Genomic DNA, 22,319 nt, shown 5'->3' on the forward strand with positions numbered 1-22,319 from the left:
GATCGCTGGCATTTATAATTATGAACTTTCTTTAAAGACTAAATTAGAGATCGCCTGAGACTTTCGCAAGAGGTCTAAGATATGGTTTGAGACTGGGGGAATCTTTCAGAGCTTTGCGAATGCGTCTGCGATGTTCGACAATCCTGCCTTTCCAACTACCGCTTCTTTGATCCGGTTAAAATTGCCACTTGAGCAAGTGCAGGAGAATTACCACCAAATTACTCTCTAAACTCCGGCGTTCACTTCGCCCCATGTCTTCTATTTCTGCAATCCGATTTTCCCAGTCGATGTTTGAATAGTCGCGAACCCGCAACTTTTCCACAGTGGTTTCGATCCATCTCAGGTAATCTGTATCATACAATTTTTGTCGTTCAACTTCTAATTTTGTTGTCATAAGCGGTTCGTGCGAACAACTGTAAATTAACAAATATGGCGATAGGAATCAAAAGGCAGTCCCGTGCGCCGCTTGACTTCGACAACTGATTTGTAAGCGCCTTTTCTCTGCCTTTCTCTAACTATTTTTTCCGCAACAGCCCGATCTAAACCGCTGGCGATCAACTCTTCCGGCGAAAGAATATTTAACCGTTTCCAAGTAAACTGCAATTCTTTTTGATAATTGTAGCTGAAGCAAATCATCGGGGCGATGCGTCTGACGTGACTTTCGGGAACTCCGGCTATTTCTGATAACTCTTCGGCGTGGGTGAAAATGTAGCCTTCGTTTTGTAAAGATTCAATATCGTTGGCGTAGACGATCGGCAAACCCAAGATTCTTACCATATCGTCTTTGGTACACTCATTAATATCTATTTTGCCGCGCACGTTTGCCAGTTCTTCGGCATTCGTTGCACTTGCCGGGACCAGTATACCTCTGGGTGCGGTTTTGATGAGATAGCGCTTTTTCAAACTAAAAGCAGTGACAATTTGAGCAATCCAAACGATCGTACCCAAATTAGTTGAAGAAGATACCGCTAGGGCTGCTAAAGTAATGGCAACACCCCATCCCATCCAACTGCGAATATTTGACTTTTGGCCTGCATAGGCGATCGCCAATCCGCCGAAGTAGGGAATAAAAGAATACCACACCCAGTTTGGAGTTTGACGCAGCCAGTATAAATCTTGAGACACTTTAATTTTATCCTTAAATAGTTGTGCTCTCACACTTACTTATTTCACTTCCACTTTTTTAATAGTGGGCTTCCTTCTTCCTTCTTCCTTCTTCCGACTTCCATCGGACTGACATCCGTTACATCCGTTACATAATCCGTTGCCGAACTTCCTTCTTCCTTCCTTCTGCCTTCTGCCTTCTGCCTTCTGCCTTCTTAATTACAGTTCTCGCAGCAGTTTTTGGCGTTTTTCTTCATATTCTTCGGCGGTAATTGCGCCCATATCGTAAAGTTTTTTCAATTCGCCGATCGCCCCGGTTACATCTTTTGCCGCTCTGAGGGCATACCCCGACGGCAACGTACCGCCATTGTACTGAACCTGAAAAGCTTGTTCCGACATCAGCAGCAGGCCGATAAAATCGAAAAATGCGATCAGTGACGGAATTAATGTCCAAGAAAATAGCAAGTATAATACCCCTGCTAAGTTATTGCCCAAATAAAATTTGTGAACTCCGAAACCTCCTACAAAGAAAGCTAACACAACTGCTACGGTTTTATCTTTTACCATTTTTACTTTCCCCAGTTTTTTTCTTTTAACTTCCGCGATCAAATTTGAAGGCGGGAGCTGGAACTATCAACCTAAGTAATCTTACTAATTTTTACTCATTTATTTGGGTTTTTGCGAAACTTAGACATCGCAAAATACAGCAGAACTATACCGACTTGAGCTTGTAGAATCACCAAGTAGCCTCTCAAGAAATAATTGAGTTCGCTGCCTGAATTGAGAGAAAATATTAAAAGGCCCAAGGCTGCGTAGGGTGCGAAACGCATCCAACTCGGCGTTCCCTCTAACTTGCGGCTGTTCAAATTGCTCATGGGTTTAAGCCTCATCCTAAATTAAAATTTAGCTATAAATTAGCCGGATTGTCAACTTCCGTTGGGTGCGATCGCCCGGGTGAGTCTCTCAATCATCAGCCGACAAGATATTACTTCCATGTTAAACCCTGTTTTTCCGCTAAAGTAAGGAACCGGGGCGGGTCGATCTGGATCTGTGGCTGATATTACAGATTAGGGTGAACCCGCCCCTATTGAAATTCCGGTTATTTTACTGGACTAGATATCAGGGGCGCACCGAAGAACCTACTGCTGTTTTTGGCAAGAGTCGATCGCTCTGACGATCGCTGTCAAAAAAAACCGATTAATTCACAATTATTAACAACCGCCCCAATTAACTCGCGCCCCCGCCCAAAAGAAACAGACTCAGGAGAGTACCGCTGTTCCAAAGACTGTGGAGAAGCATAGGAGCAAGGAGATTGCGCGATCGCGTGTACACAAACCCCAAAACCGCACCCAAAGTCGCCAAAGGCAGAATCTCCGAGACACTCAAGTGAGCCACGGCAAACAAGAAAGCAGAAGCTGCGATCGCCCCCCAAACAGGCAAATAGCGAGTCAGAGAAGGCAGCAGAAAGCCCCGAAACACAATTTCCTCAAAAACCGGAGCGGCGATCGCAGCAGTGCCGAAAAACACCGCCAAAGCCACGTTGTCCCTACCTTCAAGAACGATCGGCAAAATCGGATTACTGCCACCTTGTCCCTGCCAGAATTGCTGATTAATCAGCGACACCAAAACTACCAAAGGCAAAGCAACAAAATAGCCGCCAAAACCCCACAAAAACCAACTTCCCCGCCAATTAATCCGAAACCAACCTTCAGGCAAAGGCAAAAAAGACTTGACCGAAAAATACAGTACCGAAAGCCCCCCAGCCGACAGCAACAAATAAGTAGCAAAGATATAAAAAGCCTTGTCGCGCGGGTCAAAAGTAGCTGGGTTGAGTTTTAAAACAGCCAGAGAAACAGGCAGCAACAAATAGGGAATCAAGATTTGCCCGACAAAGAAAAAGCCGACCACCAGCACCTGCCAAACAATCTCACCGTCCCAAGGCACATCCCAAGGCAAGCTCGCATTTCGCGCCAACAGCGGCCCCGAATCTGCTTTCTCTAACTGCTTCCGCTGCAACAGCCACTGCACGGTCAAACCAACCAGCAAAACCGTGCCAATACAAAGTGCGATCGCCGGAACGCCAACCACAATTGCCAACTTTTCTATAGCTTGTTCAGCCGTTGCTTGCTCTGCTGCTTGCAGCGCCACCAGCTCTTTAGAACGTTCTTGGAGCTTATAAAGTTGAGCGAGAGCGCTATAGCGAAACCAGCCGTCCAAAGACTTTTTAATGTTCTGCTCGGCATCCGGCAGCAGTTGAGCCGGATTGCTCCAAATCCCAGTTAAAACTTTAGCAGTTACCACCGAAGAGTCGTAATCTATTTGAGTTTTGTAGCGCTCAACTAAATTGTTCCAAGTTTGGATCGCCGCCTCAGTTTTGTCGCTGCTTCCCTGCAAAATTCCCAAGCGTAAGTCAAGTTCGTTTAGCAGCACTGACTGTTGATCGATAGACTCTGACAAAGCCTTGTTTTGAGCCAAGTTCAGAGTATTATCAGCAGACTTGGAGGCGATGGCAGACTGAATTCCTTTAAATTGTGATTGAGTTGTTTCGAGAGTTTTGCGAGTCGAGTCTCGCGCTTCTTGATATTGCGTCAAAGCCGTATTTAAAGGATCTGTACCGACAATATTGTTGCGCGCCGAACTTAAATTAACACTCTGATTATTTTCTCCTTGCCACTCAGAGGCGTGAAGCAGCAAATTTGTCTGGTAGAGTTCCAGCCGGCTTTGAATTTGCGGCTGATTCCAACTAGCAAGTAAAGATAAACCGACCAGGGCGATCGCGATCGCCGTTAAAATACCTAAAATAACCCGCTTCAGTGTCATTCCTGCTTTTCCGTCCCGCGCGAATCCGTGGCTAAATCTTTTCCGTCTTTAATCATAGGTTGTTGCAGACGAGAGTATCCCGACAACTGGTAAAATTTCACTGGCTAATCTTTTTGACTCGCCTCAACAAGACTTACGCCACAAATCCTTGACCCGCCATGTAGGGATAAGGTGCGTACTGCACACCCGCAGCGGGGTAGCAGGCTAAATCTAAAATCTAAAATCTAAAATCTAAAATCGAATGACCCGCATTATCTTAGTCCGTCACGGCAAAAGCACCTACAATCAAGAACGCCGCATCCAAGGCCGCCTCGATAAATCAATTTTGACAGAAGCAGGCCGCAGCGCCGCCCAGCAAGTAGGCGACACACTCAGCAGTATCGCCTTTGATGCCGCCTATACCAGCCCCCTACAACGAGCCAAAGAAACAGCGGAAATCATCCTGTCGCGCTTGACAAATCCCCCACAACTCCAGCCAACTGATAATTTGATGGAAATCGATTTGCCTCTGTGGGAAGGAATGTTGCGCCAAGATGCGATCGACAAATTCCCCGAAGCATATCAGCAGTGGCAAAAACAGCCAGACAAATTTTCCATGAAACTGCCATCTGCTGACGGAGAAATCGAACACTTCCCAGTATTAGCAATTTTTGCTAACGCCCGACACTTTTGGCAAGAACTTTTATCGCGGCACCAGGAGGGCACAATTCTAGTAATAGGTCACAACGGAATCAACCGCGCTCTTATTGCCACCGCCTCGGAAATTACCCCGGATTACTATCAATCAATTCAACAGTCAAATTGCGGAATTAGTGTCATTAATTTTGGAACTTCCCCTGTTACCAACTACAAACCCGGAGAGCCAAAAAAGAAAGTTGCAGTTCAATTAGAATCGGTGAATTTAACTTCCCATACCGGGGAAATTTTTCCCAAACCGAGGGACGGACACCAAGGCCCGCGATTGTTGCTGGTGCGTCACGGCGAAACCGACTGGAATAAAGCCGGTAAATTTCAGGGGCAAATTGACGTGCCTCTCAACGATAACGGCCGCGAACAATCCCGGCGGGCGGCAGAATTTCTCAAGGATGTAAAATTGGATTTTGCCATCAGCAGTTCGATGCTGCGCCCGAAAGAAACTGCGGAAATTATTCTCAAATATCACGGCGGTTTGCAACTGGAACTCCGCGATGAGTTGAGAGAAATCAGCCACGGACTTTGGGAAGGAAAGTTTGAATCAGAAATAGAACAATCCTATCCGGGTTTGCTAGAAGAATGGAAAACATCTCCTGAAAAAGTCCAAATGCCCGAAGGAGAAAATTTGCAGCAAGTTTGGCAGAGAGCGATCGCAGCTTGGCGAGAAATCGTACAATCAGTTTCTGGTACTGGGATTGTGGTTGCTCACGATGCCATTAACAAAGCAATTCTCTGCCACCTATTCGGTTTGGAACCAGAACATTTCTGGAAGTTCAAACAAGGAAACGGAGCCGTTAGCGTGATTGATTATCCTCACGGCCCCGATGGTTTGCCAGTATTGCAGGCGATGAATGTCACAACTCATTTGAGCGGCGGCGTTTTTGACCAAACAGCCGCAGGAGCACTGTAATTAGTAAAGTGTTCAGCGCGAACCCGTAGCGGAAGGAATGCCCACCGCTACGCTTCGCCCGCCTGAAAAATGTTTGAATTTTGATAACAACTGCGCTCGACGCTTAGGAAGTGCTTAATTCCTGAAACTAATGCGGTGGATTTCTTCTTCCTTCTTCCTGACATCCGTTACATCCGTTACATAATCCGTTGCCGAACTTCCTTCTTCCTTCTGCTATATGAGCCGCGAACTGCTACAAAATGTACGAGTGCTAGATCCAGTTTCAGGGAGCGATCGCATCGCTGATATTCTAATTACCGAAGGTAAGATCGAAGCCGTTGACAAAAAAATTACCGAGTTTCCCGCTGACACCCAAGTGCGGGATTGCCAGGGACTGATTTTGGGGCCGGGGTTAACTGATATCTACAGCCACAGCGGAGAACCGGGTTTTGAGGATCGGGAAACGCTGGAATCTCTGATGCAGGCTGCGGCGGCTGGGGGTTTTACGCGAGTGGCGATTTTGCCGGATACCTCGCCACCTGTTGACAATTTGGCGGGTTTAGCTTTGTTGCAACAACATATCCGCAATTTGTCGCCCGGACTCCCCCGCTTGTATTTTTGGGGAGCGCTGACAGCGGGCGTTAAAGGGCAGCAGATGGCAGAGTTGGGCGAGCTGGCCTCCTGTCCAGTGGTGGGTTTTGCGGACGGTTGGCCGCTGTCTAATCCGGCTCTGGTGAGGCGTTTGCTGGAGTATATCAAGCCTTTGGGCAAGTCGGTGGCTTTGTGGCCGTGCGATCGAACTTTGGCAGGAAATGGTGCGGTGAGGGAGGGTGCGATGTCGGTGCGGTTGGGTTTACCGGGAATTCCGGCGAGTGCGGAAACTTCGGCTTTGGCGGCAATTCTGGAGTTGGTGGCATCTGCGGGAACTCCGGTGCACATTATGCGCGTTTCTACGGCGCGCAGTGTGGAATTGATTCGAGATGCGAAGGCGCGGGGTTTGCCGGTGACTGCGAGTGTGACTTGGATGCACTTGCTGTTGAATGTCGGGGCAATTTCAGGAAACTCTAAAGATGCCGGCGGGAAAAATGCTCTGACTGCTTCGTTGCCCTACGATCCGAATTTACACCTAGAACCGCCGTTGGGCAATCTCAACGACCAATTAGCGCTGATTCAAGCTGTAAAAGATGGGGTAATTGATGCGATCGCGATCGATCACAACGCCCATACTTATGAGGAGAAAACTGTGGCTTTTGCTGATAGTCCGCCCGGGGCGATCGGCTTGGAATTAGCTTTGCCTTTACTGTGGCACGGACTGGTAGAAACCGGCGAATTTTCGGCTTTAGAACTGTGGCGAGTTTTGAGCACAGGCCCTGCCGTTTGTCTGGGACAAGCCCCCGCCACGGTTGCGACTGGAGTCTCTGCTGAGCTGATTTTGTTCGACCCGGAAATGAGTTGGACTGTTGACGGGCAAAGTCTGAAGTCGCGATCGGCAAATACGCCTTGGTTGGGACAGCAATTAGCAGGAAAAGTTGTACAAACCTGGATTAATTGACCCTTGGGATTGAAATTCATGTGTTGTAGAACAGGCAAGATGCCTGTTTCTAAAAGTAGAACAGGCATCTTGCCTGTTTCTGGGACTGCTGCATGAGGTGACTCATAAGACAAGATAAATACATGATTGCTGCTTTTGATTCGTGGAATTCTCCACCGCTAGACTTGACATTGAATCTGGGCGAAATTGATGTTTGGCGCGTGTCTCTGGCTCAAACAGAATCTTGCTTGCAGAGTTTACAAGAGACTCTCTCTACCGACGAGCGGACAAAAGCTGATCGTTTTCGCTTTCCAAAAGATCGATCGCAATTTATTGTGAGTCGTGGCGCGCTGAGAGCGATTCTGAGTCGCTATCTTAACATAAATTCTCACATTTTGCGCTTTGACTACAATTCCTACGGCAAACCTTCTCTCATCGCCGCCCAAGGTGGAAATACCCTGCGTTTCAATTTGTCTCACTCGGGCGGAATGGCTCTAATTGCAATTACCAACAATCGAGATATTGGTGTCGATATTGAAGGCATAAATACCAACTTTCCTTGCCTGGAAATTGCTGAAAAGTTTTTTTCACCCTTAGAAATCTCTGTGCTGCGATCGCTCCCAGAACATCTCCAACCCAGAGCTTTTTTCGCCTGCTGGACTCGCAAAGAAGCCTATATCAAGGCAGTCGGTAAAGGACTTTCAATTCCCCTGAATCAGTTTGATGTCACCCTCGCACCAGGAGAACCGGCAGCGCTATTAAATGTTGAAGACAACCCCGAAGAAGCATTGAGATGGTCTTTAATTGAATTAATTCCGAGTTCAGATATGGTGGCGGCTGTTGCGGTTGCAGGAGATTGCTCGCAACTTCATTGTTGGGAGTGGACAGGGGAGTTTTGAGTTATACCGATCGCCAATGGTAAAAGATAACAGCAACGATCGCTACAATAGGTCTACTGGTTGAGCCTTCAAGCTCTTGCATTGCGAACCCTGCATAGACCAATAAGGACACAACATTGTTGTGTCCCTACGTTTATTTGATTGCAACTTGCCACCCTAGAACTTACTTAACATTAACCAAATCGATAGCCGAACCCACGTACCGTAATGATATATTCCGGTTGGCCCGGATCTATTTCCAACTTTTCGCGCAGCCAGCGGATGTGAACATCAACTGTTTTGCTGTCTCCGATAAAATCTTGACCCCAAATTTTTTCCAGCAATTGATCGCGAGACCAAACTCGCCGGGGAGAACTCATAAATAGTTCTAGTAAGCGAAACTGTTTAGGAGAAAATTTCACTTCCAGACCGCGAACCAACACGCGGCACTCTTCAGGATACAGAGTTATGCTCTTATATTGCAGCATCATCGATTGCGGCAACTGACCGAGGCGCTGGCGTCGCATCAGCGCCCGACAGCGAGCGATAAACTCGCGCATTCCAAAAGGCTTGGTCAGATAATCATCCGATCCGGCTTCTAGGTAAAAAGCGCAATTGTTGGCACTTCCTCTAGCACCGATAATCAAAATAGGTACGGGATTTCCTTGATGCCGTAACATTCGACACAGATCCAAACCGTTGATTGAATCCATAATTAACAGGTTAAAGGCAAATTCACTCTGGTATGAAGAAGCCTGCACAGAAGGCAGAGCGTTGCGCCCGTCGCTAGTAACCACCACCTCATAGCCCTGTTCTTTAAGGGCTAAAGCTAGCATTTCCCGCAACAGGTCTTCACCTTCCAATAACAAGATGCGGCCGGCTTGTCCAACAGCCAACCTTGAAGGACTTTCGCTTAATTCAGCAGAAGACATAAATATAAGTGGGAGTGATGTTTGTATGTGGCTAGCGGGAGGTGCCTTCTTCAGTAGCTGAGGCACTCTCGCGCTGCGATCGATTGTACGATCGCCAGAAAGTTCGATGGCTTAGAATCTTTCGCCAGTCCATCCCACAGACACGCGCTCGACCTTCGCTACTTGCTCGTGTAAGGAATACAGCCGTAGAGCAGTTGCCGGAACCGCGCTGTCTGCCTGCGTCCAGGCCACAGAAGTCTGGTCATTTTTCGGGGTCGGTGTTAATTTCATAAAACATTGCCCGCTGTTAATTGACCACGTAACACCCAATCTAGAGGGATATGCTTGTTATACTACTCTTAAAAGGTTATTAAAAGGTAAAGTTTTGGCCATCAAATGGTTAAATTATTAACGTTAAGTAATATAACGGTAAAGTTGCGATCGCACTGTAGAGCTTTGTTTAAGAATACAATAATAAGTTTGCCGAAATTCCTTTTTCTTCCCGTGCCCGCTACGATCGACGATAGCAAGTAAAAATTCTGTAGACTGCCTATCATGTTGCTGCATTTGAGTACCTGGCCCGAGGTAGAAGCTTATCTCGAAAGCTCCCGAGGCATAATTATCCCCATCGGCTCAACCGAACAGCACGGGCCCACCGGCTTGATCGGGACTGACGCCATTGCTGCCAAGGCGATCGCCTGCGGTGTCGGCGAAGCTGCCAATGCCTTAATCGGCCCGACAATTAATGTCGGGATGGCCTTGCACCACACCAGCTTTGCCGGCACAATCAGCTTCCGACCGCAGACGCTGATACTCGTAATCAGGGATTATATCACATCTTTGGCAAAAGCGGGATTTGAGAAATATTTCTTCATCAACGGTCACGGCGGCAACATTGCCACGATGAAAGCAGCATTTTCCGAGACATACGCACATTTGTCGGACTTAAATTTACCGAATGCCGAGAGAATCCAGTGTCAAATCGGCAACTGGTTCATGTGCGGTTCAGTTTACCAACTAGCAAAAGAATTATACGGAAACCAAGAAGGTTCCCACGCCACCCCCAGCGAAGTCGCCTTAACCCACTATCTTTATCCAGAAGCAATCAAGCAAGCTCCGCTTTCGCAAGAAGTCGGTTCCGGGCACAAAATTTTCGGTGCTGCTGACTTCCGCCGCCGATTTCCCGACGGGAGAATGGGTTCAAATCCGGGCTTAGCAACCCCCGAACACGGTCAGCAGTTTTACGAATTAGCAGTCAAAGAATTGACTAATAATTATTTGGAGTTTTTAAGTTCCGATTAACGTTTTTTCTTCTTGTTACTAGCAATAGCTTGGTAACGAGTAAAAATGTCAAACTCTTCTATATTTTACAGTTATGAGTGAGTCCGCGATAGGAGAGTTCATCTGTTTGAGAAAAGCTATATCTCCCGATTAATCAATCGGGAGAATATCAAAACTACTCTACAATCCAAGGAGTTAAAGAAGGTGTCCAAGCAGTCAATTCTTCTTCCTTGAACCAGAGACTAATTTCCTGCTGGGCAGTTTCTACAGCATCAGAACCATGAATAATATTGCGACCGACATTCACAGCCAAATCGCCGCGAATTGTCCCCGGTTCTGAATTCAGAGGATTTGTTGCGCCAATCATTTTCCTCGCCGAGGCCACAACGCCGTCGCCTTCCCACACCATCGCCACAATCGGCCCGGAAGTGATGAAGTCTACCAGCCCCGCAAAAAAGGGTCTTTCTTTGTGTACGCCATAATGTTGTTCGGCAAGTTCGCGACTCGCCGTCATTAGCTTCATACCAACTAGCTTAAAGCCCTTGGCTTCAAAACGACCGATAATTTCGCCGACGAGTCCGCGCTGTACGCCGTCGGGCTTAATCGCTAAAAAAGTCCGTTCCAAGATTAACTCCTATAATTGTGTTAACTGATCCAAAAGATAGAGTAACTCAGAACGCACCTAAAGGCAATTCTGAGAATGAGAAATTGTCATTTTGAGGCTTATGGCCGCAGGAAGAAGGAAGAAGGAATAACAAGAGGGAAGAGGAAAGAGGGAAGAAGCAATAAAACCAAGGGTTAAAGAAACCGGGTTTCTCATAAAAATTTTTGTTGAGCAGCGATGAATCTGCAAAGAAATCTGGTTTCGAGACTCCTATGGCTCTAGGACTGATTTGCATGGAGCACCGCCATTTTGTAAAAAGCATTTTTTAGCAGTGCGAGCAGAATGCTCACTTGCCTATATAAGTTAATCAGTTTTTAAATTATCGGTTAAGAAATAATCAAACTCTTGTGGGGTGGCTTTGAGCCACGCCCGAAATATGCAATTTAAATGTAGAACATTTTATCTCTAGCCAACAAGATGCTCGAACTTCTGACACCATATGATACAGGTCACATGTTCCTGTGACTGCAAACACTCTTACCTATGATCTCAAATACAAATATGTATGATAATAAACACAATTATTTAGGCTCGAAAATATAGATAATTAACGGATGTATGAAGATGATCTTGACAGCAACTATTTAGGCGAAAAAAGTATGAAAGCCATTGTAGCATTCATTGAACAAAAAAATCAAGAGTTTGCAAAGTTGCCCTTGTTTGACTTTCTACCCAATAAAAAGATTCACGCGAATCAACGACTAATTTTTGCACCTGTACTGGCTCCTTTGGCTGTGGGATTGAGCGATTTAAATAAATATGTACTGCGAGAATCTTCGAGTAATAACAAAGTTCAGGAACTCATTAATAAATATACTTATAAAAAAAACTATTATTGGCACGACTATCTAGAATACCTAGAGGAACTGGGCTTAAACCAATTAATGAGTTACGGCGATTTCAGACTGCTTTGGGGTGAAGAAACTAAAAAAACTCGATCGCTTTGTTCAGTAATCGAACGCTACGCTTGGAAAGCCTCTCCCATTCAGAAACTGGTGTTAGTGGAAGTCCTCGAAGGAACGGCTACAGTTTTTTTTGAGGCGGCGCTAGCAGTGGTAATGGAATTACAGCAAATTACCCAAAAAGAATATGTTTATTTTGGAGGAGGTTATGTGGGTTTAGAAAATTATCACCTTTTAAACACGCCAGAGATGTTACAAGTTTTAGCAGAGATAAAACTTACTGATGCGGAACGCCAAGCAGCTTTAGAATTAGCACAAAATGTATTTCAACTGTTTACAGAATCGATGAACGAGCTGTTCCGACACACCCAAACAAATTCTTGTAATACTGTGCTGCAACTATCCTCAATTTCTGCGTTCGCTCATTGCCCGATCGAGTGTCTCGATATTGGGTAGTTTAAACAATCACTAAATTATCTCGGTGTACCGCCGTTTCTACGCCTGCATAGCCTAAAATCTCAGCAATTTTATCTGACTTGCATCCCTGGATTTGTCTCAATTCTAAACTGCTATAATTCACAAGCCCTCTAGCAATTTGCTTGCCGTCTGCGTCGCACAACTGCACGGAATCATCAGCTTGAAATTCTCCTTCTACTTGAGCAATACCCGCCGCTAAAAGCGATTTTCCGCCGTGGGAAATTGCCTTGACAGCACCCGCATCTAAATATAGTTTTCCTGCCGGAATTAGCACGTTAGCTATCCAGTGTTTGCGAGCGTTTACAGGGCGCGGTTGAGGCTCAAATTGAGTGCCGATCGACTCTCCGTTAAGTATTTTCTCGATATTACCAGGAAAGCAGCCGTCAGTGATGACAGTCCGCACTCCCGATGCCGTTGCTATTCTCGCCGCTTCTATTTTTGTCACCATTCCGCCGGTCCCCCAACCACTGCGGGAATCTCCTGTTTGCACCTGAAATTCTGTGAGCTGTGCCATACTTTGGACTAGGGCGATCGGCTGCGCGTCGGGATTGCTGCGCGGATCTGCCGAATACAGCCGATCGACATCTGTGAGCACAAACAACCAATCTGCTTCTACCAAACTCGCTACTAGCGCCGAAAGCGTGTCGTTATCGCCAAATTTGAGCTCGTCTACGGCTACTGTATCGTTTTCATTGACGATCGGAATCACGCCTAATCTGAGCAGTTGCTGAAAAGTATTGTAAGCGTTAACATAACCGTTACGCTGGACTAAATCGCCCCTAGTGAGCAATACTTGAGCGATTGGCTGTTGTAGAGTAGTAAACAAGTCATCGTACACACGCATCAGTCGCCCTTGGCCCACAGCCGCCACAGCCTGTTTCAGAGCAATGTTTCGCGGGCGTTCCGTCAAACCCAAGCGCGCGCAGCCAACTCCAACCGCACCAGAAGAAACCAAAACTACTCGATGGCCTTGCTGCCGTAAATCAGCTAAAATTTCGACCAATGCAGCAATAGTTGAAAGAGCTAAGTTTCCCGTAGTCGATCGAGTCAGCGTCGAAGTTCCTATTTTAACAACAATAGTTTTAGTCGGTTGTTTGTTGACTGTTGACTGTTGTCTGTTGACTGTTGACTGTTGACTGTTGTCTGTTGCCATTAGTTACCAATTCCCAATTCCTAATTACCAATTCCCAATTCCCTGTTTGGCCCCTACCCCATGCCCCATGCCCAATTCCCGATGCCCAATTTTAATCTTTAATTTTCAGAGAAGCCCCCAAAGCTTGAGAAACCCAAACTTCAAAAGAGCGCACCGGATACTTGCGAAGCGCATACCCAGCATCAACCATTGGTTCCACTAAAATAGTAAACATACCCAAACGATTGCCGGCCAAAACATCAGTAAAAAGTCGATCGCCCACCATCGCCACCTGTTCCACCGGCAAATTCATCGCCGTCACTGCTGTTCGCAACTTGCGGCGCGACGGCTTAGCCGCACCCGTGATGTATGGTAGATTCAAAGACTCAGCAATCCGACCGATCCGAGTTTGACTTAAATTATTGCTCGCCAACCATAGCGATACTACGGGTTTTATTTCTTCCACCCACAGGGTGAGTTCAGGAGAAGCATTCATTGCTGTAATGGGAACGAGAGTTTCGTCCACATCCAAAACTAATCCTTTAATATTATATTTATGAAGAATATCAGCCGTTAACTTCATGACTGAATCGCCGAGAACTAAGTCAGGCTGTAGTATTTTACCCCAAGTCATAATGATTTTAGATTTTAGGTTTTAGATTTTAGATTGAGAAATAACAAATGGGAAGTTAAAGATTAAAAAAGTAAAAAATCAAAAGTGAATAATTATTGCTTTTCCTTTGTTACTTTTGACTTTTTACTTTTTTATTAGTCAGTGCCAATCTATGGATTCGATCGCAACTGCTGGTCAACTTTAGCAATAGCAGCATCGTGTTCCGCCTGCGTGCGGCTAAAAATGTGAGTGCCGTCGTATCGAGCCATAAAATACAGGTATTCTGTATTTTCCGGAGTCAGAGTCGCTTCCAGACTTGCTATTCCCGGAGATGCGATCGGAGTTGGTGGCAGCCCGGGATTTATATAAGTATTGTAAGGAGAAGGCGTTTCTACTTGCTTAAAAGTCAGAGGCTTTTCCTTAGTTTGCCTAATGCCGAGGGCGTATTCAACTGTCGGGTCAGAACCCAAGGGCATACCCTTTTTCAGACGGTTGTTGAATACCCCAGAAATGCGATTGCGCTCGCCCGCCACCACAGCCTCTTTTTCCACAATACTCGCCAGCGTCACCCACTCTTTCAAATCCAGCTTAGTATTCTTCTGATTCTTTTGATAGATTGGCAAAGCCAACTGCTCGAAACGACCGAGCATTTGCTTGATGACAGCTTCCGGGCTAACTGCATCGCCGTCTAGCTGATAAGTATCCGGGTACAAAAACCCTTCCAAATGAGGCAGGCCGCTCGGCAGCCAAGGGTATTGAGCGTAGGGAATTTGACTCGCGGCCGCCATAAACTTCTTAGCCGGGAAAAAACCTTGCGCTTCAAAATAAGCGCTCATTTGTTGCAGCGACCACCCTTCTGGAATCGTGAAACTCTGCTGTACGACTTCGCCCTTCCAAATTTTGTCAGCAACTGCACTCAGAGGCTGAGTCGGCGACAGTTGGTAAGTTCCTGCTTGAAAACCTCCCTCGCGATTTTGCAGAGTCAGCCAGCGGGCCCACATATTCCATGCCGAGCTCGATCGAATCAACCCCGCAGCCTCTAAATCCCGCCCGATTTTTTGACTGGGAGTACCCTCCGGGATTTGGATCAAAACAGCAGCATCCTCTGCCGGATTCCCCGATGAGGATGTGATTTTAGGCGGGGCGGAAGCCCAGCTCCACCAAGCCCAGCCCTGCCAAGCGCAAACTCCCCAGATTGCCGGTAGCAACGCCAGATAAAACAACCATTTAGAGACTTGCGGAGTTCCTTTTCGGCCCTCGCGCGCGCTGCCTTTTGTCATTTGTTCTTTATTCATAGTCCGTTGTCCTGGATAAGCGGCGGTTAACTAGCGACTAATGACTGATGACCTGCGATTGATGACCGAAAAGTTACGAATACAAGCCCTTTAAAAGACCCAATTCACGCGGCCCAATTCAAAAGCCCGATCGCGAAGGCAGAAGCGGCCATCTAGAAAAAGTTCGATCGGGCCAGCAGTTTACTTTAATAGTAAAAAATTCTGCTTTTTGCCATCAAGCCTTGTGCCTGCAATTAATATCTAATCAAGCTCGTCAAAGAACTGGTCTTCCAGCATAGGTAACATCGGTTCCAGCCTTTGGAACTCTTCTTCCGAAAGCAATTCTGGCTTGCCGTCGTCATCCATTCTAGCCAAGATAAAGAACGGGTCTAGAGGCGTATAAATCGCATATTCCTGTTCTTCGTAATAGAAGCTGGTCAGCCACATCAGTTCCTCAAACTCCGACTCCTCATCGGGATCGACATCGGATGCCATATCCTCTTCGGGAAATTCCGGCAATTCGCCAACGACAGTCAGCGTCACCGCCGTGCGTCGGAGTGTCAAGTTCTGCTCTTGCAGCACAACTTTAGCTGTATCAAAAATTTTGTCAATTTCCGTCTCGTCTTCTACAGGAATTGCTGCTTCGTCGTTATCGTCTCCCTGCCAAGTAAAAATTTCTACGGGCGAGTCAATCGGCAGCAGCAAAGCGTATTCTTGACCTTCTAGGTTCATAGAATATTCTATGTTGCAAGTCAGCGATCGCCCAACTTCATCCGTCAAGGTGACGGACTCTTCGTTGGAATTGCCATTCTCTTTTTTGCGGTATGGGGATGAGGACATCGCGTGTATCTTAGTTTTCCGTCAATAATTCAGTAACGTTTGCTTGACAATTGGGAATTTTCGTGGCGATATTCTGGCTAAGTGGGCGATCGCCAGTCCACCAGCTTAAACCGCGAGACTCGCGGCCTTTTCCACAGGCGAGGAGTGCAGCGTTTAAATCTCAGTCGAGTCAGCAAGCGACACTGAGGACAAATCACGATTTTGTGCTTCTTCAGTACCGAGGTACAGCAGAATTTTCTCCAGTTTGTCAAGGGTTACAGGTGTGCGTAGCAAACTTGCACAACCAGGATATCACGCCTGTGTTACCAGCTATCAAGGATTAGGAATTGCTAAGATATTTTGCCTCCGTTCGTCTAGCCACTGCTGCAAAATCAGGGCGGCTGCTTTGCGATCGATCGCACCCTTATTTTGCGACACCGAAATCCCTTGTGTTTTCATCAATTCCTCTGCCTCAACCGAAGTCAGGCGCTCGTCCACGTATTCTAGGGGGAGCTCTAAGGCTGCGGCGATGCGATTCGCATATTTCTGCACCTGTCGGGCTTGAGCACCCAATTCTCCGCTCAGGGAGTAGGGCAAGCCTGCAACCAAAATTTGCACTCTCCGCTCTCGAACCAGCTCTCGGAGATAAGCTACGTCCCGATCGAAGGACGATCGTACCAGTGTTGTAATGCCCGTAGCTATTAAACCCGTGCCATCACACCCGGCGATGCCGACTCGTTTGAGGCCGATATCTAATCCCAGTGCTGAAATCCATAATTTATTGTTGGACATTATCAATCAATCAATTTTAGATTTTAGATTTTAGATTTTAGATTTTAGATTTACTTCTTTCATTACCGGAATGTTTTTTTTTACGAACCGCGAAGATGCTAAGGACGCGAAGGAATAAGAGAAGAAAGTAAGAATAAGATAGGTAATCTTAAGTTGATATCAATCAAAAGCAGAAGGGATATTTTGGGATTATGACAGAAAAAAGTAATTTATTGGATGATTAATTCTCTTTTTTTCTGTCTTCTACCTTTTACCTTCTGCTTTCACTTATTAAGAATTAAGTTCTCCGGGCCAGCCACCGTCAAGAGGCAACTCGGGCAGATTTAAAGGCAAAATGCTGCTGCCATCAGTTGCTGCTGATTCGGAATTTTGGCCGCCCAAGGGGTTAACTTGATTCGTTTGGCTGTTTCCTGAGTCAGCCAACAGAGGTTTAATCTCACAGGACGGGTGCCCTGCTGTCGCTTCCCCAGCGATCGGGCCGAGCCAGGACATCCGGCCGGGTACGGGTTTGCGAGTTGGCTGGAAGCTTTGCAGCATTTCTGATAGCTGGAGTCCTTCGAGAGAAACTAACTTGGACTCGCGCAATTTGTGCCACACCGATCGAGACATCAGCAAACTGTGGGACTGACGCACAGCTCCAAATTGCTCTAAATAAGCTTCGCGTTCCGGCTGATAGTCAGCGGAAGCCAGTTGCAGGCTTTGAACCGGGAAATCTTGAACAAGGCGCGCCATCTGGGATAGCAGTTCTGGGTACAGCCAAGTGTAGGCCGGGTGTACAGTCAACTGGGCGGCGTGCGGTTGCTGGCCGTTGCGGGATAGCTGCACCTGAAAATAGCCGATCGCGGCTTTGCGCTGCGGTTCAAACACGTAGCCGCTGACTACCTCGGTTTTGCCCAGCCACTGTCTGACGCCTTCGACTAAAGCGCCGAAAAAACTGGTTTTGAAATCTTGAATGTGGCGATCGAATACTTGGCGCACCAGTGGCGGCATAGACGCGGTATCCAGTTGGTAGAGCAACTGAGCGTCGGCGTTGCTAACAGGCAGCAGGTTGGGCAAATCGGGCGTCGAGTTTGCCATTTCTTGTAGGCGTTCTGGGGCGATCGTCCAGTATGTCATCTGGGCCAAAGGCTGAAAGCCGTTTTGCCGATACAAAGCCAAGGAATTTGTGTCCCCTACATTCACTTCCAGCAGCCACGTCCGCGCCTCCCAGACTGCCTCAAAGCAGTACCGCAGCAGCATAGAACCAATTCCTTTGCTGCGGGCTTCCGGGTCTACTCCTATGCGATCGATCCGCCAAGTGCTGCGGGTGCGGTTGAAAGGAGAAATCTGAATTATGCCCTTAACGCTCCCCTCTTCTTCGGCAACATGGGCACGGAACAGGGACTGGCAAGGGTTGGGAAACAAGCTAAAAATCTTTAGCAGTCCGTACCAGCGACGAATCTGCTGCAACTTTCTACCTAGTACCACGTCGCCGCTTCCGCCCTTGCGGTTTTCTGGCTCTTCGGCTGTTTCCGCGCACAGTTGTTCCATCACCTCGATGTCGCGATACTGAAACGGGCGAATCACAACCTGGTTTTGGTTTTGGGAGGGAAATGAAGTCATAGCATAAAAGTGGAGAATGGAAATTTTAAAATAAAAATTCAGAAAGGGGAAGAGTTAGGGAAGTTTTGAGTTTGGCATACGTAAATTTTGATTTCAAAACTTATAACTTTTAATTCTTCTCCCTTTCTTGCTCGATCGAAAATTAAAAATTTCAAATCATCTTTTTGAATTTTTAATTTTCAGTTTTCAACTCAAGATTTTTGTGGCAGAGGTCGAATTACAACGACCGGTGTTCGCTCGTCAGCATTCCCGGCGGGGTTGCTTCGCAAGGCTTCCTCTAAAAATGTTACCGATAAATCGGAGGTCGCTGCTAATATCTTAACTGCTTTCAAGTCATTAGCGTCTACGATCGCCGCCGCAAGTCCGGTTTCTCGTTGAATTTCTTCTACAACTTGCTGGGGATTGTCTGGGCCGAGGACAATAAATTGGTCGAAGGGAGGCAAAGTCCCGGTAACGTCGTCGATGAGCCTGGCTTGTTCCCCTGCTAGTTGATAAAAGACTCCCGGTTTACCAAATATTTTAGCCACAGCGCCGATCGCAAATGCTGCTACTACGCGCCAAGGGCCGACTACATCAACCAACGTTTGCATTCCGCAAGCCGTGGCCAAACTCGACGTGGGCAAGAAAAACAAACACACTCGCTTTGCCGCCCATCCGGGTTTGACTTCGCTGGGATGGCGATAGCGTCCCTGCATCAAAGCTAGGGGAGTTTCTGCCAAGGCGACAATATCGCCTTTCTGGGCGCGCGGCAGCACGTACCGCTTGACAATTTCGACGGGATTGTCCAATTCCGCCAGTATGTGAGTGCGAATCGGCAAGACTTCTGCGACTCCGACATTGCGGGCGATGGGTACGGTGTCGGAGTTGGGAAATTGCAGCGGGACTACTACGTTACGGACTTTGGGGATGCGCCCGCCTGGGCCGTAGGTGACGAAGTGTACTTGCACCCAAGCTGATTGCAACTTGGTTAAATCTTGCCCTTGAATGTCTACAGAGACTTTGATTTTCGTGGTTTTTTGGGCTTTAACAATATAGCCGAACCAATAATCGTCTGCTCTAGCTGTTGCCTCTTTGTGGCAAGGAATCACCTTTGTCTCGGAGGTAACGCCATCCAAACTTCCGTCTGACAGCAGTTTCACTTGTGCGCGCACTTCAGGTAACATCACCTCGAACCGCTGTGTCAGGTTGCGGAACTCCATTTCCCCGACTAAAAGATAGCGGTTGGGTTCCGAGATGGCTAAGTGCCATTCTCCGGCTGTAAGTTCTAGTTTATTTGCACTCCCAGTCCGGCGATAGTTCAACTCTAGGCCCAATCCGCCCAATGCTAGCAGCGAACCGGCTGCTGCGATTCCTGTTGCTAAAGTCTCAATCACTCAAATCACCGCCAATAATATTTTGTGTTTACTGTAGTCGATCTCGGGTACTTTGAGCGCTGATCCGGTAGTAATTGGATTGTGCTGAGTTTGTTGGGGGCCATCGAACTTATGCCCAATTACACGTAAGTGCGATCGCCTCTGGTGGCTAAAGCGGTCAAGTTGCTGTTCAAAGAGCTTGATCGTGAGTTAGATCACTCCAAAATCTGGCGTTGCTTAATCAGGGTAGGAAAAAAATAAGTTGAAAAGTTGAAAATCCCGAAGGTTTGTGCATACTGATTTCTATGACTTCCATATTTAGCCTTTCCTAACGTAAATCAGCAAAGTCTACAAAACCAATCAATTAATTATTTAATTAATTATAAAATATTAAGCAGCCTATATATTTTATATCCTTTTTTAACCTGGAGTTATAAGCTGGCAATAAAAATTTTTTCCCTAGTTATTAAGTATTAAAATCGGTAATTGCAATAGATTTAATAAACTTTGTTTAGTTTTATAAATAAATAGTTAATCTCTTAATAACTCTGTATATCTGTATACATGATACATGAGTTATTTTTGGATGGCTCAGCTAAAAGTGTGCCCGATGTCCGAGCGCGCGCTTCCAGTTTCTTCAATGTCTAATGAACAGCGAGTCGCTAGCGCCGTAGTGGTCAGTACCTTTAAGAATCTACGTCTTAAGTAACAGTCAAAATCTAGTTCTTAGGCAGTATATTTTCTGATAAGTTTATAGTTAGCCTAGTAAATGTAGTAGTAATACCCAAGGATATCTATGACCGATAATAAGCAGACTTTTAACCAGCCTGAAGCCAATCGTGACTTCCAAGAAAAGAATGTTGACAATAGCGAGAACCAGCAGCTTCAGGCTCAGACTAACGAAAATGCAGAATCAACGGAAGATGAATCATCAGGCTCAGGTCTTGGTGCGAGAATAGCTGGAGCTGCTGTCGGTGGTATACTCGGTGCTCGCTCTGGAGGAATTCTTGGTGCTGTAGCAGGGTCAGTTGCGGGCGCTATGATTGGTAAAGGTACTGCTGATACTGTTAACCGTGCTGTAGATAATTTAGGGGATGCAGCACACGCTGTAGCAGACGGTATTACACACACTGTAGAAGAGCTAGGGACAGTAGTAAAGGAAACTGCTGAGGAAGTTAAACCATCTATCAAAGCTACAGCAGAAGCAGTCAAGGAGACTGTTGAGGAAACCAAGCCTTCGATTAAAAGTATAGCCGAATCTGTCGATCAGACTGTTAAGGAAGCCAAGCCTTCTGTAGTAGATGCAGTCAAGAGCGCATCCGAGGAAGTCAAACCTACGATTAGAGAAGTAAAAGATTCAGTCAAGCAGACAGTCGAAGGTATCAAGCCTTCTGTACAAAGTGCAGCGGACTCTATTAAGAGCACTGCCGATGAAGTTAAGCCTTCTGTCAAAGCTGTAGCTCAGGAAATTGAGGGCGCAACTAAGGATCTTAGATCGACTGTAAAAGATACAGCCAAGGCAGTGGAGCCATCTATAAAAAGTGCAGCCGAATCGCTTCAGTCATCTGGCAAGAGTGCAGCCGAATCAATCAAGTCATCTGCTCAAAGCGCAGCCGAATCTGCTAAAGGTGCAGCGCAGGATGTTAAGCAGGATGTTAAGTCATCTGCCCAAAATGTAACCGAATCTGCTAAAGGTGCAGCGCATGATTTTAAGCAGGATGTTAAGTTATCTGCCCAAAATGCAACCCCATCTGCTAAAGGTGCAGCGCAGAATTTTAAATCATCTGCCCAAAATGCAACCCCATCTGCTAAAGGTGCAGCGCATGATTTTAAATCATCTGCCCAAAATGCAGCGGAATCTGCTAAACCTGTAGTGCCTGATTTTAGGTCTTCTGCCCAAAATGCAGCGGAATCTGCTAAACCTGCAGTGCCTGATTTTAGGTCTTCTGCCCAACATGCAACCCCATCTCCTCAAGGTGCAACCCATGATTTTAAATCATCTGCCCAAAATGCAGCCGAATCTGCTAAACGTGCAGCGCAGGATGTTAAGTCATCTGCCCAATATCTAGCCGAATCCGACGCAGAGGGAAATAAGGATAGCGATATTCACATCTCCGGCACTCCTGAATTCAAGGACAAAGTAGTCATTCAGGACAAAAGAATCATTAAGGAGTAGGTAAAGTAAGGACTTAACTCCTGCTTGTTAAAGCTAGCACTAAGAGAGTTTAACAGAGAGTGGATCTGAGAAAAGAGTCCACTCTTTTCTGTGTAGGAGGACGGCGAGCGCCTAGGGTTAAACGGAGAGGAGAGTCTATTTATTGAGGAACTCTCCCCCTCAAGAAAGAGATATTCCGTTCATAGTTGATAATTAGGTTGTAGCCATTTGTCGTAACTGCTCAGAGCGCGCCACTTAATATTTTATTAGATAATTATGAATTTTTCCACTCACTTACTTAGAGTGAAACTTTGTTTGGCGCTAAAATTGTTAAGGCTTTGATTGTTGTGGCTCTTCGGGGCGAAGATACGGAGATATTTGTATTGGACGCGAACAATTGCTCGACTACTGGCAGAAGTTGTTAAAACGG

At 46.5% G+C, this 22,319-nt stretch carries 21 protein-coding genes and 1 pseudogene; 6 read left to right on the top strand and 16 right to left on the bottom strand.

Annotation, left to right across the window (positions count from 1 at the left end; translation table 11 throughout):
* Positions 1–76: 76 nt before the first annotated feature.
* From QT996_RS06140 to QT996_RS06160, 5 genes and pseudogenes are all read right to left on the bottom strand, one after another.
* Positions 77–394, bottom strand: a pseudogene (locus tag QT996_RS06140) (DUF29 domain-containing protein); the annotation flags it as partial.
* Between the two features lie 26 nt (positions 395–420).
* Positions 421–1,158, bottom strand: a complete 738-nt coding sequence (locus QT996_RS06145; RefSeq protein ID WP_333045271.1) for a helix-hairpin-helix domain-containing protein — start codon at positions 1,156–1,158, stop codon at positions 421–423.
* 165 nt (positions 1,159–1,323) lie between these two features.
* Complete coding sequence (locus QT996_RS06150; protein ID WP_333045272.1) at positions 1,324–1,671, bottom strand: NINE protein; 348 nt, start codon at positions 1,669–1,671, stop codon at positions 1,324–1,326.
* 95 nt (positions 1,672–1,766) lie between these two features.
* Positions 1,767–1,979 (bottom strand): hypothetical protein, encoded by a 213-nt coding sequence (locus tag QT996_RS06155; RefSeq protein ID WP_333045273.1) that lies wholly within the window; start codon positions 1,977–1,979, stop codon positions 1,767–1,769.
* Positions 1,980–2,331: 352 nt separating this feature from the next.
* A complete protein-coding gene (locus tag QT996_RS06160; protein ID WP_333045274.1) occupies positions 2,332–3,924 on the bottom strand; it encodes a type II CAAX endopeptidase family protein in 1,593 nt (530 codons plus the stop codon).
* 241 nt (positions 3,925–4,165) lie between these two features.
* Between QT996_RS06160 and QT996_RS06165 the strand changes: the two genes are divergently transcribed.
* The 3 genes from QT996_RS06165 (at position 4,166) to QT996_RS06175 (ending at position 7,936) form a co-directional block, all read left to right on the top strand.
* Positions 4,166–5,527, top strand: coding sequence for a histidine phosphatase family protein (locus QT996_RS06165; RefSeq protein WP_333045275.1), 1,362 nt, complete (start codon positions 4,166–4,168; stop codon positions 5,525–5,527).
* Between the two features lie 217 nt (positions 5,528–5,744).
* Complete coding sequence (locus QT996_RS06170) at positions 5,745–7,058, top strand: dihydroorotase (RefSeq protein ID WP_333045276.1); 1,314 nt, start codon at positions 5,745–5,747, stop codon at positions 7,056–7,058.
* A 122-nt stretch (positions 7,059–7,180) separates the two neighbouring features.
* A complete protein-coding gene (locus tag QT996_RS06175; protein WP_333045277.1) occupies positions 7,181–7,936 on the top strand; it encodes a 4'-phosphopantetheinyl transferase superfamily protein in 756 nt (251 codons plus the stop codon).
* 173 nt (positions 7,937–8,109) lie between these two features.
* Here QT996_RS06175 and QT996_RS06180 read toward each other — a convergent pair whose 3' ends face one another.
* The 3 genes from QT996_RS06180 to QT996_RS06190 all read right to left on the bottom strand — a co-directional run bounded on the left by QT996_RS06180 (position 8,110) and on the right by QT996_RS06190 (position 9,393).
* A complete protein-coding gene (locus QT996_RS06180) occupies positions 8,110–8,847 on the bottom strand; it encodes a response regulator transcription factor (RefSeq protein WP_333045279.1) in 738 nt (245 codons plus the stop codon).
* A gap of 111 nt (positions 8,848–8,958) precedes the next feature.
* Entirely contained in the window at positions 8,959–9,117 is a 159-nt protein-coding gene (locus tag QT996_RS06185) for a hypothetical protein (RefSeq protein WP_015174720.1), read from the bottom strand.
* A 123-nt stretch (positions 9,118–9,240) separates the two neighbouring features.
* Positions 9,241–9,393 (bottom strand): hypothetical protein, encoded by a 153-nt coding sequence (locus tag QT996_RS06190; protein ID WP_333045280.1) that lies wholly within the window; start codon positions 9,391–9,393, stop codon positions 9,241–9,243.
* On the opposite strand from QT996_RS06190, the gene QT996_RS06195 reads away from it, so the two are divergent.
* Positions 9,382–10,128, top strand: coding sequence for a creatininase family protein (locus QT996_RS06195; RefSeq protein ID WP_333045281.1), 747 nt, complete (start codon positions 9,382–9,384; stop codon positions 10,126–10,128). The two genes, QT996_RS06190 and QT996_RS06195, sit on opposite strands and share 12 nt — an antisense overlap.
* A 154-nt stretch (positions 10,129–10,282) precedes the next feature.
* On the opposite strand, the gene ndk is transcribed toward QT996_RS06195, so the two are convergent.
* The gene (ndk, locus tag QT996_RS06200; RefSeq protein ID WP_333045282.1) at positions 10,283–10,732 is read right to left on the bottom strand and encodes a nucleoside-diphosphate kinase; all 450 of its coding nucleotides are present in this window, start codon (positions 10,730–10,732) and stop codon (positions 10,283–10,285) included.
* 593 nt (positions 10,733–11,325) lie between these two features.
* On the opposite strand from ndk, the gene QT996_RS06205 reads away from it, so the two are divergent.
* The gene (locus QT996_RS06205; RefSeq protein WP_333045283.1) at positions 11,326–12,129 is read left to right on the top strand and encodes a hypothetical protein; all 804 of its coding nucleotides are present in this window, start codon (positions 11,326–11,328) and stop codon (positions 12,127–12,129) included.
* Position 12,130: 1 nt separating this feature from the next.
* On the opposite strand, the gene proB is transcribed toward QT996_RS06205, so the two are convergent.
* The 7 genes from proB to QT996_RS06240 form a co-directional block, all read right to left on the bottom strand.
* On the bottom strand, positions 12,131–13,303 hold the full coding sequence (gene proB, locus QT996_RS06210; protein ID WP_333045284.1) for a glutamate 5-kinase: 1,173 nt from the start codon (positions 13,301–13,303) through the stop codon (positions 12,131–12,133).
* 91 nt (positions 13,304–13,394) lie between these two features.
* Entirely contained in the window at positions 13,395–13,916 is a 522-nt protein-coding gene (locus tag QT996_RS06215) for a YqeG family HAD IIIA-type phosphatase (protein WP_333045285.1), read from the bottom strand.
* A gap of 149 nt (positions 13,917–14,065) precedes the next feature.
* Positions 14,066–15,190, bottom strand: coding sequence for an endolytic transglycosylase MltG (gene mltG / locus QT996_RS06220; protein ID WP_333045287.1), 1,125 nt, complete (start codon positions 15,188–15,190; stop codon positions 14,066–14,068).
* Between the two features lie 240 nt (positions 15,191–15,430).
* On the bottom strand, positions 15,431–16,009 hold the full coding sequence (locus QT996_RS06225; protein WP_333045288.1) for a DUF3727 domain-containing protein: 579 nt from the start codon (positions 16,007–16,009) through the stop codon (positions 15,431–15,433).
* A 312-nt stretch (positions 16,010–16,321) separates the two neighbouring features.
* Positions 16,322–16,780, bottom strand: a complete 459-nt coding sequence (ruvX, locus tag QT996_RS06230) for a Holliday junction resolvase RuvX (protein WP_333045289.1) — start codon at positions 16,778–16,780, stop codon at positions 16,322–16,324.
* 270 nt (positions 16,781–17,050) lie between these two features.
* Positions 17,051–18,382 (bottom strand): GNAT family N-acetyltransferase, encoded by a 1,332-nt coding sequence (locus QT996_RS06235; RefSeq protein ID WP_333045290.1) that lies wholly within the window; start codon positions 18,380–18,382, stop codon positions 17,051–17,053.
* A 191-nt stretch (positions 18,383–18,573) separates the two neighbouring features.
* Positions 18,574–19,755: a F420-0:Gamma-glutamyl ligase gene (locus QT996_RS06240; RefSeq protein WP_333045291.1), complete on the bottom strand. Its 1,182-nt coding sequence runs from the start codon at positions 19,753–19,755 to the stop codon at positions 18,574–18,576.
* Positions 19,756–20,530: 775 nt separating this feature from the next.
* On the opposite strand from QT996_RS06240, the gene QT996_RS06245 reads away from it, so the two are divergent.
* Positions 20,531–21,910, top strand: coding sequence for a hypothetical protein (locus QT996_RS06245; RefSeq protein ID WP_333045292.1), 1,380 nt, complete (start codon positions 20,531–20,533; stop codon positions 21,908–21,910).
* Positions 21,911–22,319 lie beyond the last annotated feature (409 nt).

This window comes from Microcoleus sp. S13C4 (genome assembly GCF_036700865.1).
Lineage (GTDB): Bacteria > Cyanobacteriota > Cyanobacteriia > Cyanobacteriales > Microcoleaceae > Microcoleus.

Coding starts and splice junctions, on each gene's coding strand:
- QT996_RS06190 (WP_333045280.1), bottom strand. CDS start 9,393: ATGCAGCAACATGATAGGCAGTCTACAGAATTTTTACTTGCTATCGTC.
- mltG (WP_333045287.1), bottom strand. CDS start 15,190: ATGAATAAAGAACAAATGACAAAAGGCAGCGCGCGCGAGGGCCGAAAA.
- QT996_RS06170 (WP_333045276.1), top strand. CDS start 5,745: ATGAGCCGCGAACTGCTACAAAATGTACGAGTGCTAGATCCAGTTTCA.
- QT996_RS06235 (WP_333045290.1), bottom strand. CDS start 18,382: ATGACTTCATTTCCCTCCCAAAACCAAAACCAGGTTGTGATTCGCCCG.
- QT996_RS06185 (WP_015174720.1), bottom strand. CDS start 9,117: ATGAAATTAACACCGACCCCGAAAAATGACCAGACTTCTGTGGCCTGG.
- QT996_RS06195 (WP_333045281.1), top strand. CDS start 9,382: ATGTTGCTGCATTTGAGTACCTGGCCCGAGGTAGAAGCTTATCTCGAA.
- QT996_RS06245 (WP_333045292.1), top strand. CDS start 20,531: ATGACCGATAATAAGCAGACTTTTAACCAGCCTGAAGCCAATCGTGAC.
- ruvX (WP_333045289.1), bottom strand. CDS start 16,780: ATGTCCAACAATAAATTATGGATTTCAGCACTGGGATTAGATATCGGC.
- QT996_RS06180 (WP_333045279.1), bottom strand. CDS start 8,847: ATGTCTTCTGCTGAATTAAGCGAAAGTCCTTCAAGGTTGGCTGTTGGA.
- QT996_RS06215 (WP_333045285.1), bottom strand. CDS start 13,916: ATGACTTGGGGTAAAATACTACAGCCTGACTTAGTTCTCGGCGATTCA.
- QT996_RS06165 (WP_333045275.1), top strand. CDS start 4,166: ATGACCCGCATTATCTTAGTCCGTCACGGCAAAAGCACCTACAATCAA.
- QT996_RS06225 (WP_333045288.1), bottom strand. CDS start 16,009: ATGTCCTCATCCCCATACCGCAAAAAAGAGAATGGCAATTCCAACGAA.
- QT996_RS06150 (WP_333045272.1), bottom strand. CDS start 1,671: ATGGTAAAAGATAAAACCGTAGCAGTTGTGTTAGCTTTCTTTGTAGGA.
- QT996_RS06175 (WP_333045277.1), top strand. CDS start 7,181: ATGATTGCTGCTTTTGATTCGTGGAATTCTCCACCGCTAGACTTGACA.
- proB (WP_333045284.1), bottom strand. CDS start 13,303: ATGGCAACAGACAACAGTCAACAGTCAACAGTCAACAGACAACAGTCA.
- QT996_RS06160 (WP_333045274.1), bottom strand. CDS start 3,924: ATGACACTGAAGCGGGTTATTTTAGGTATTTTAACGGCGATCGCGATC.
- QT996_RS06205 (WP_333045283.1), top strand. CDS start 11,326: ATGTATGAAGATGATCTTGACAGCAACTATTTAGGCGAAAAAAGTATG.
- QT996_RS06155 (WP_333045273.1), bottom strand. CDS start 1,979: ATGAGCAATTTGAACAGCCGCAAGTTAGAGGGAACGCCGAGTTGGATG.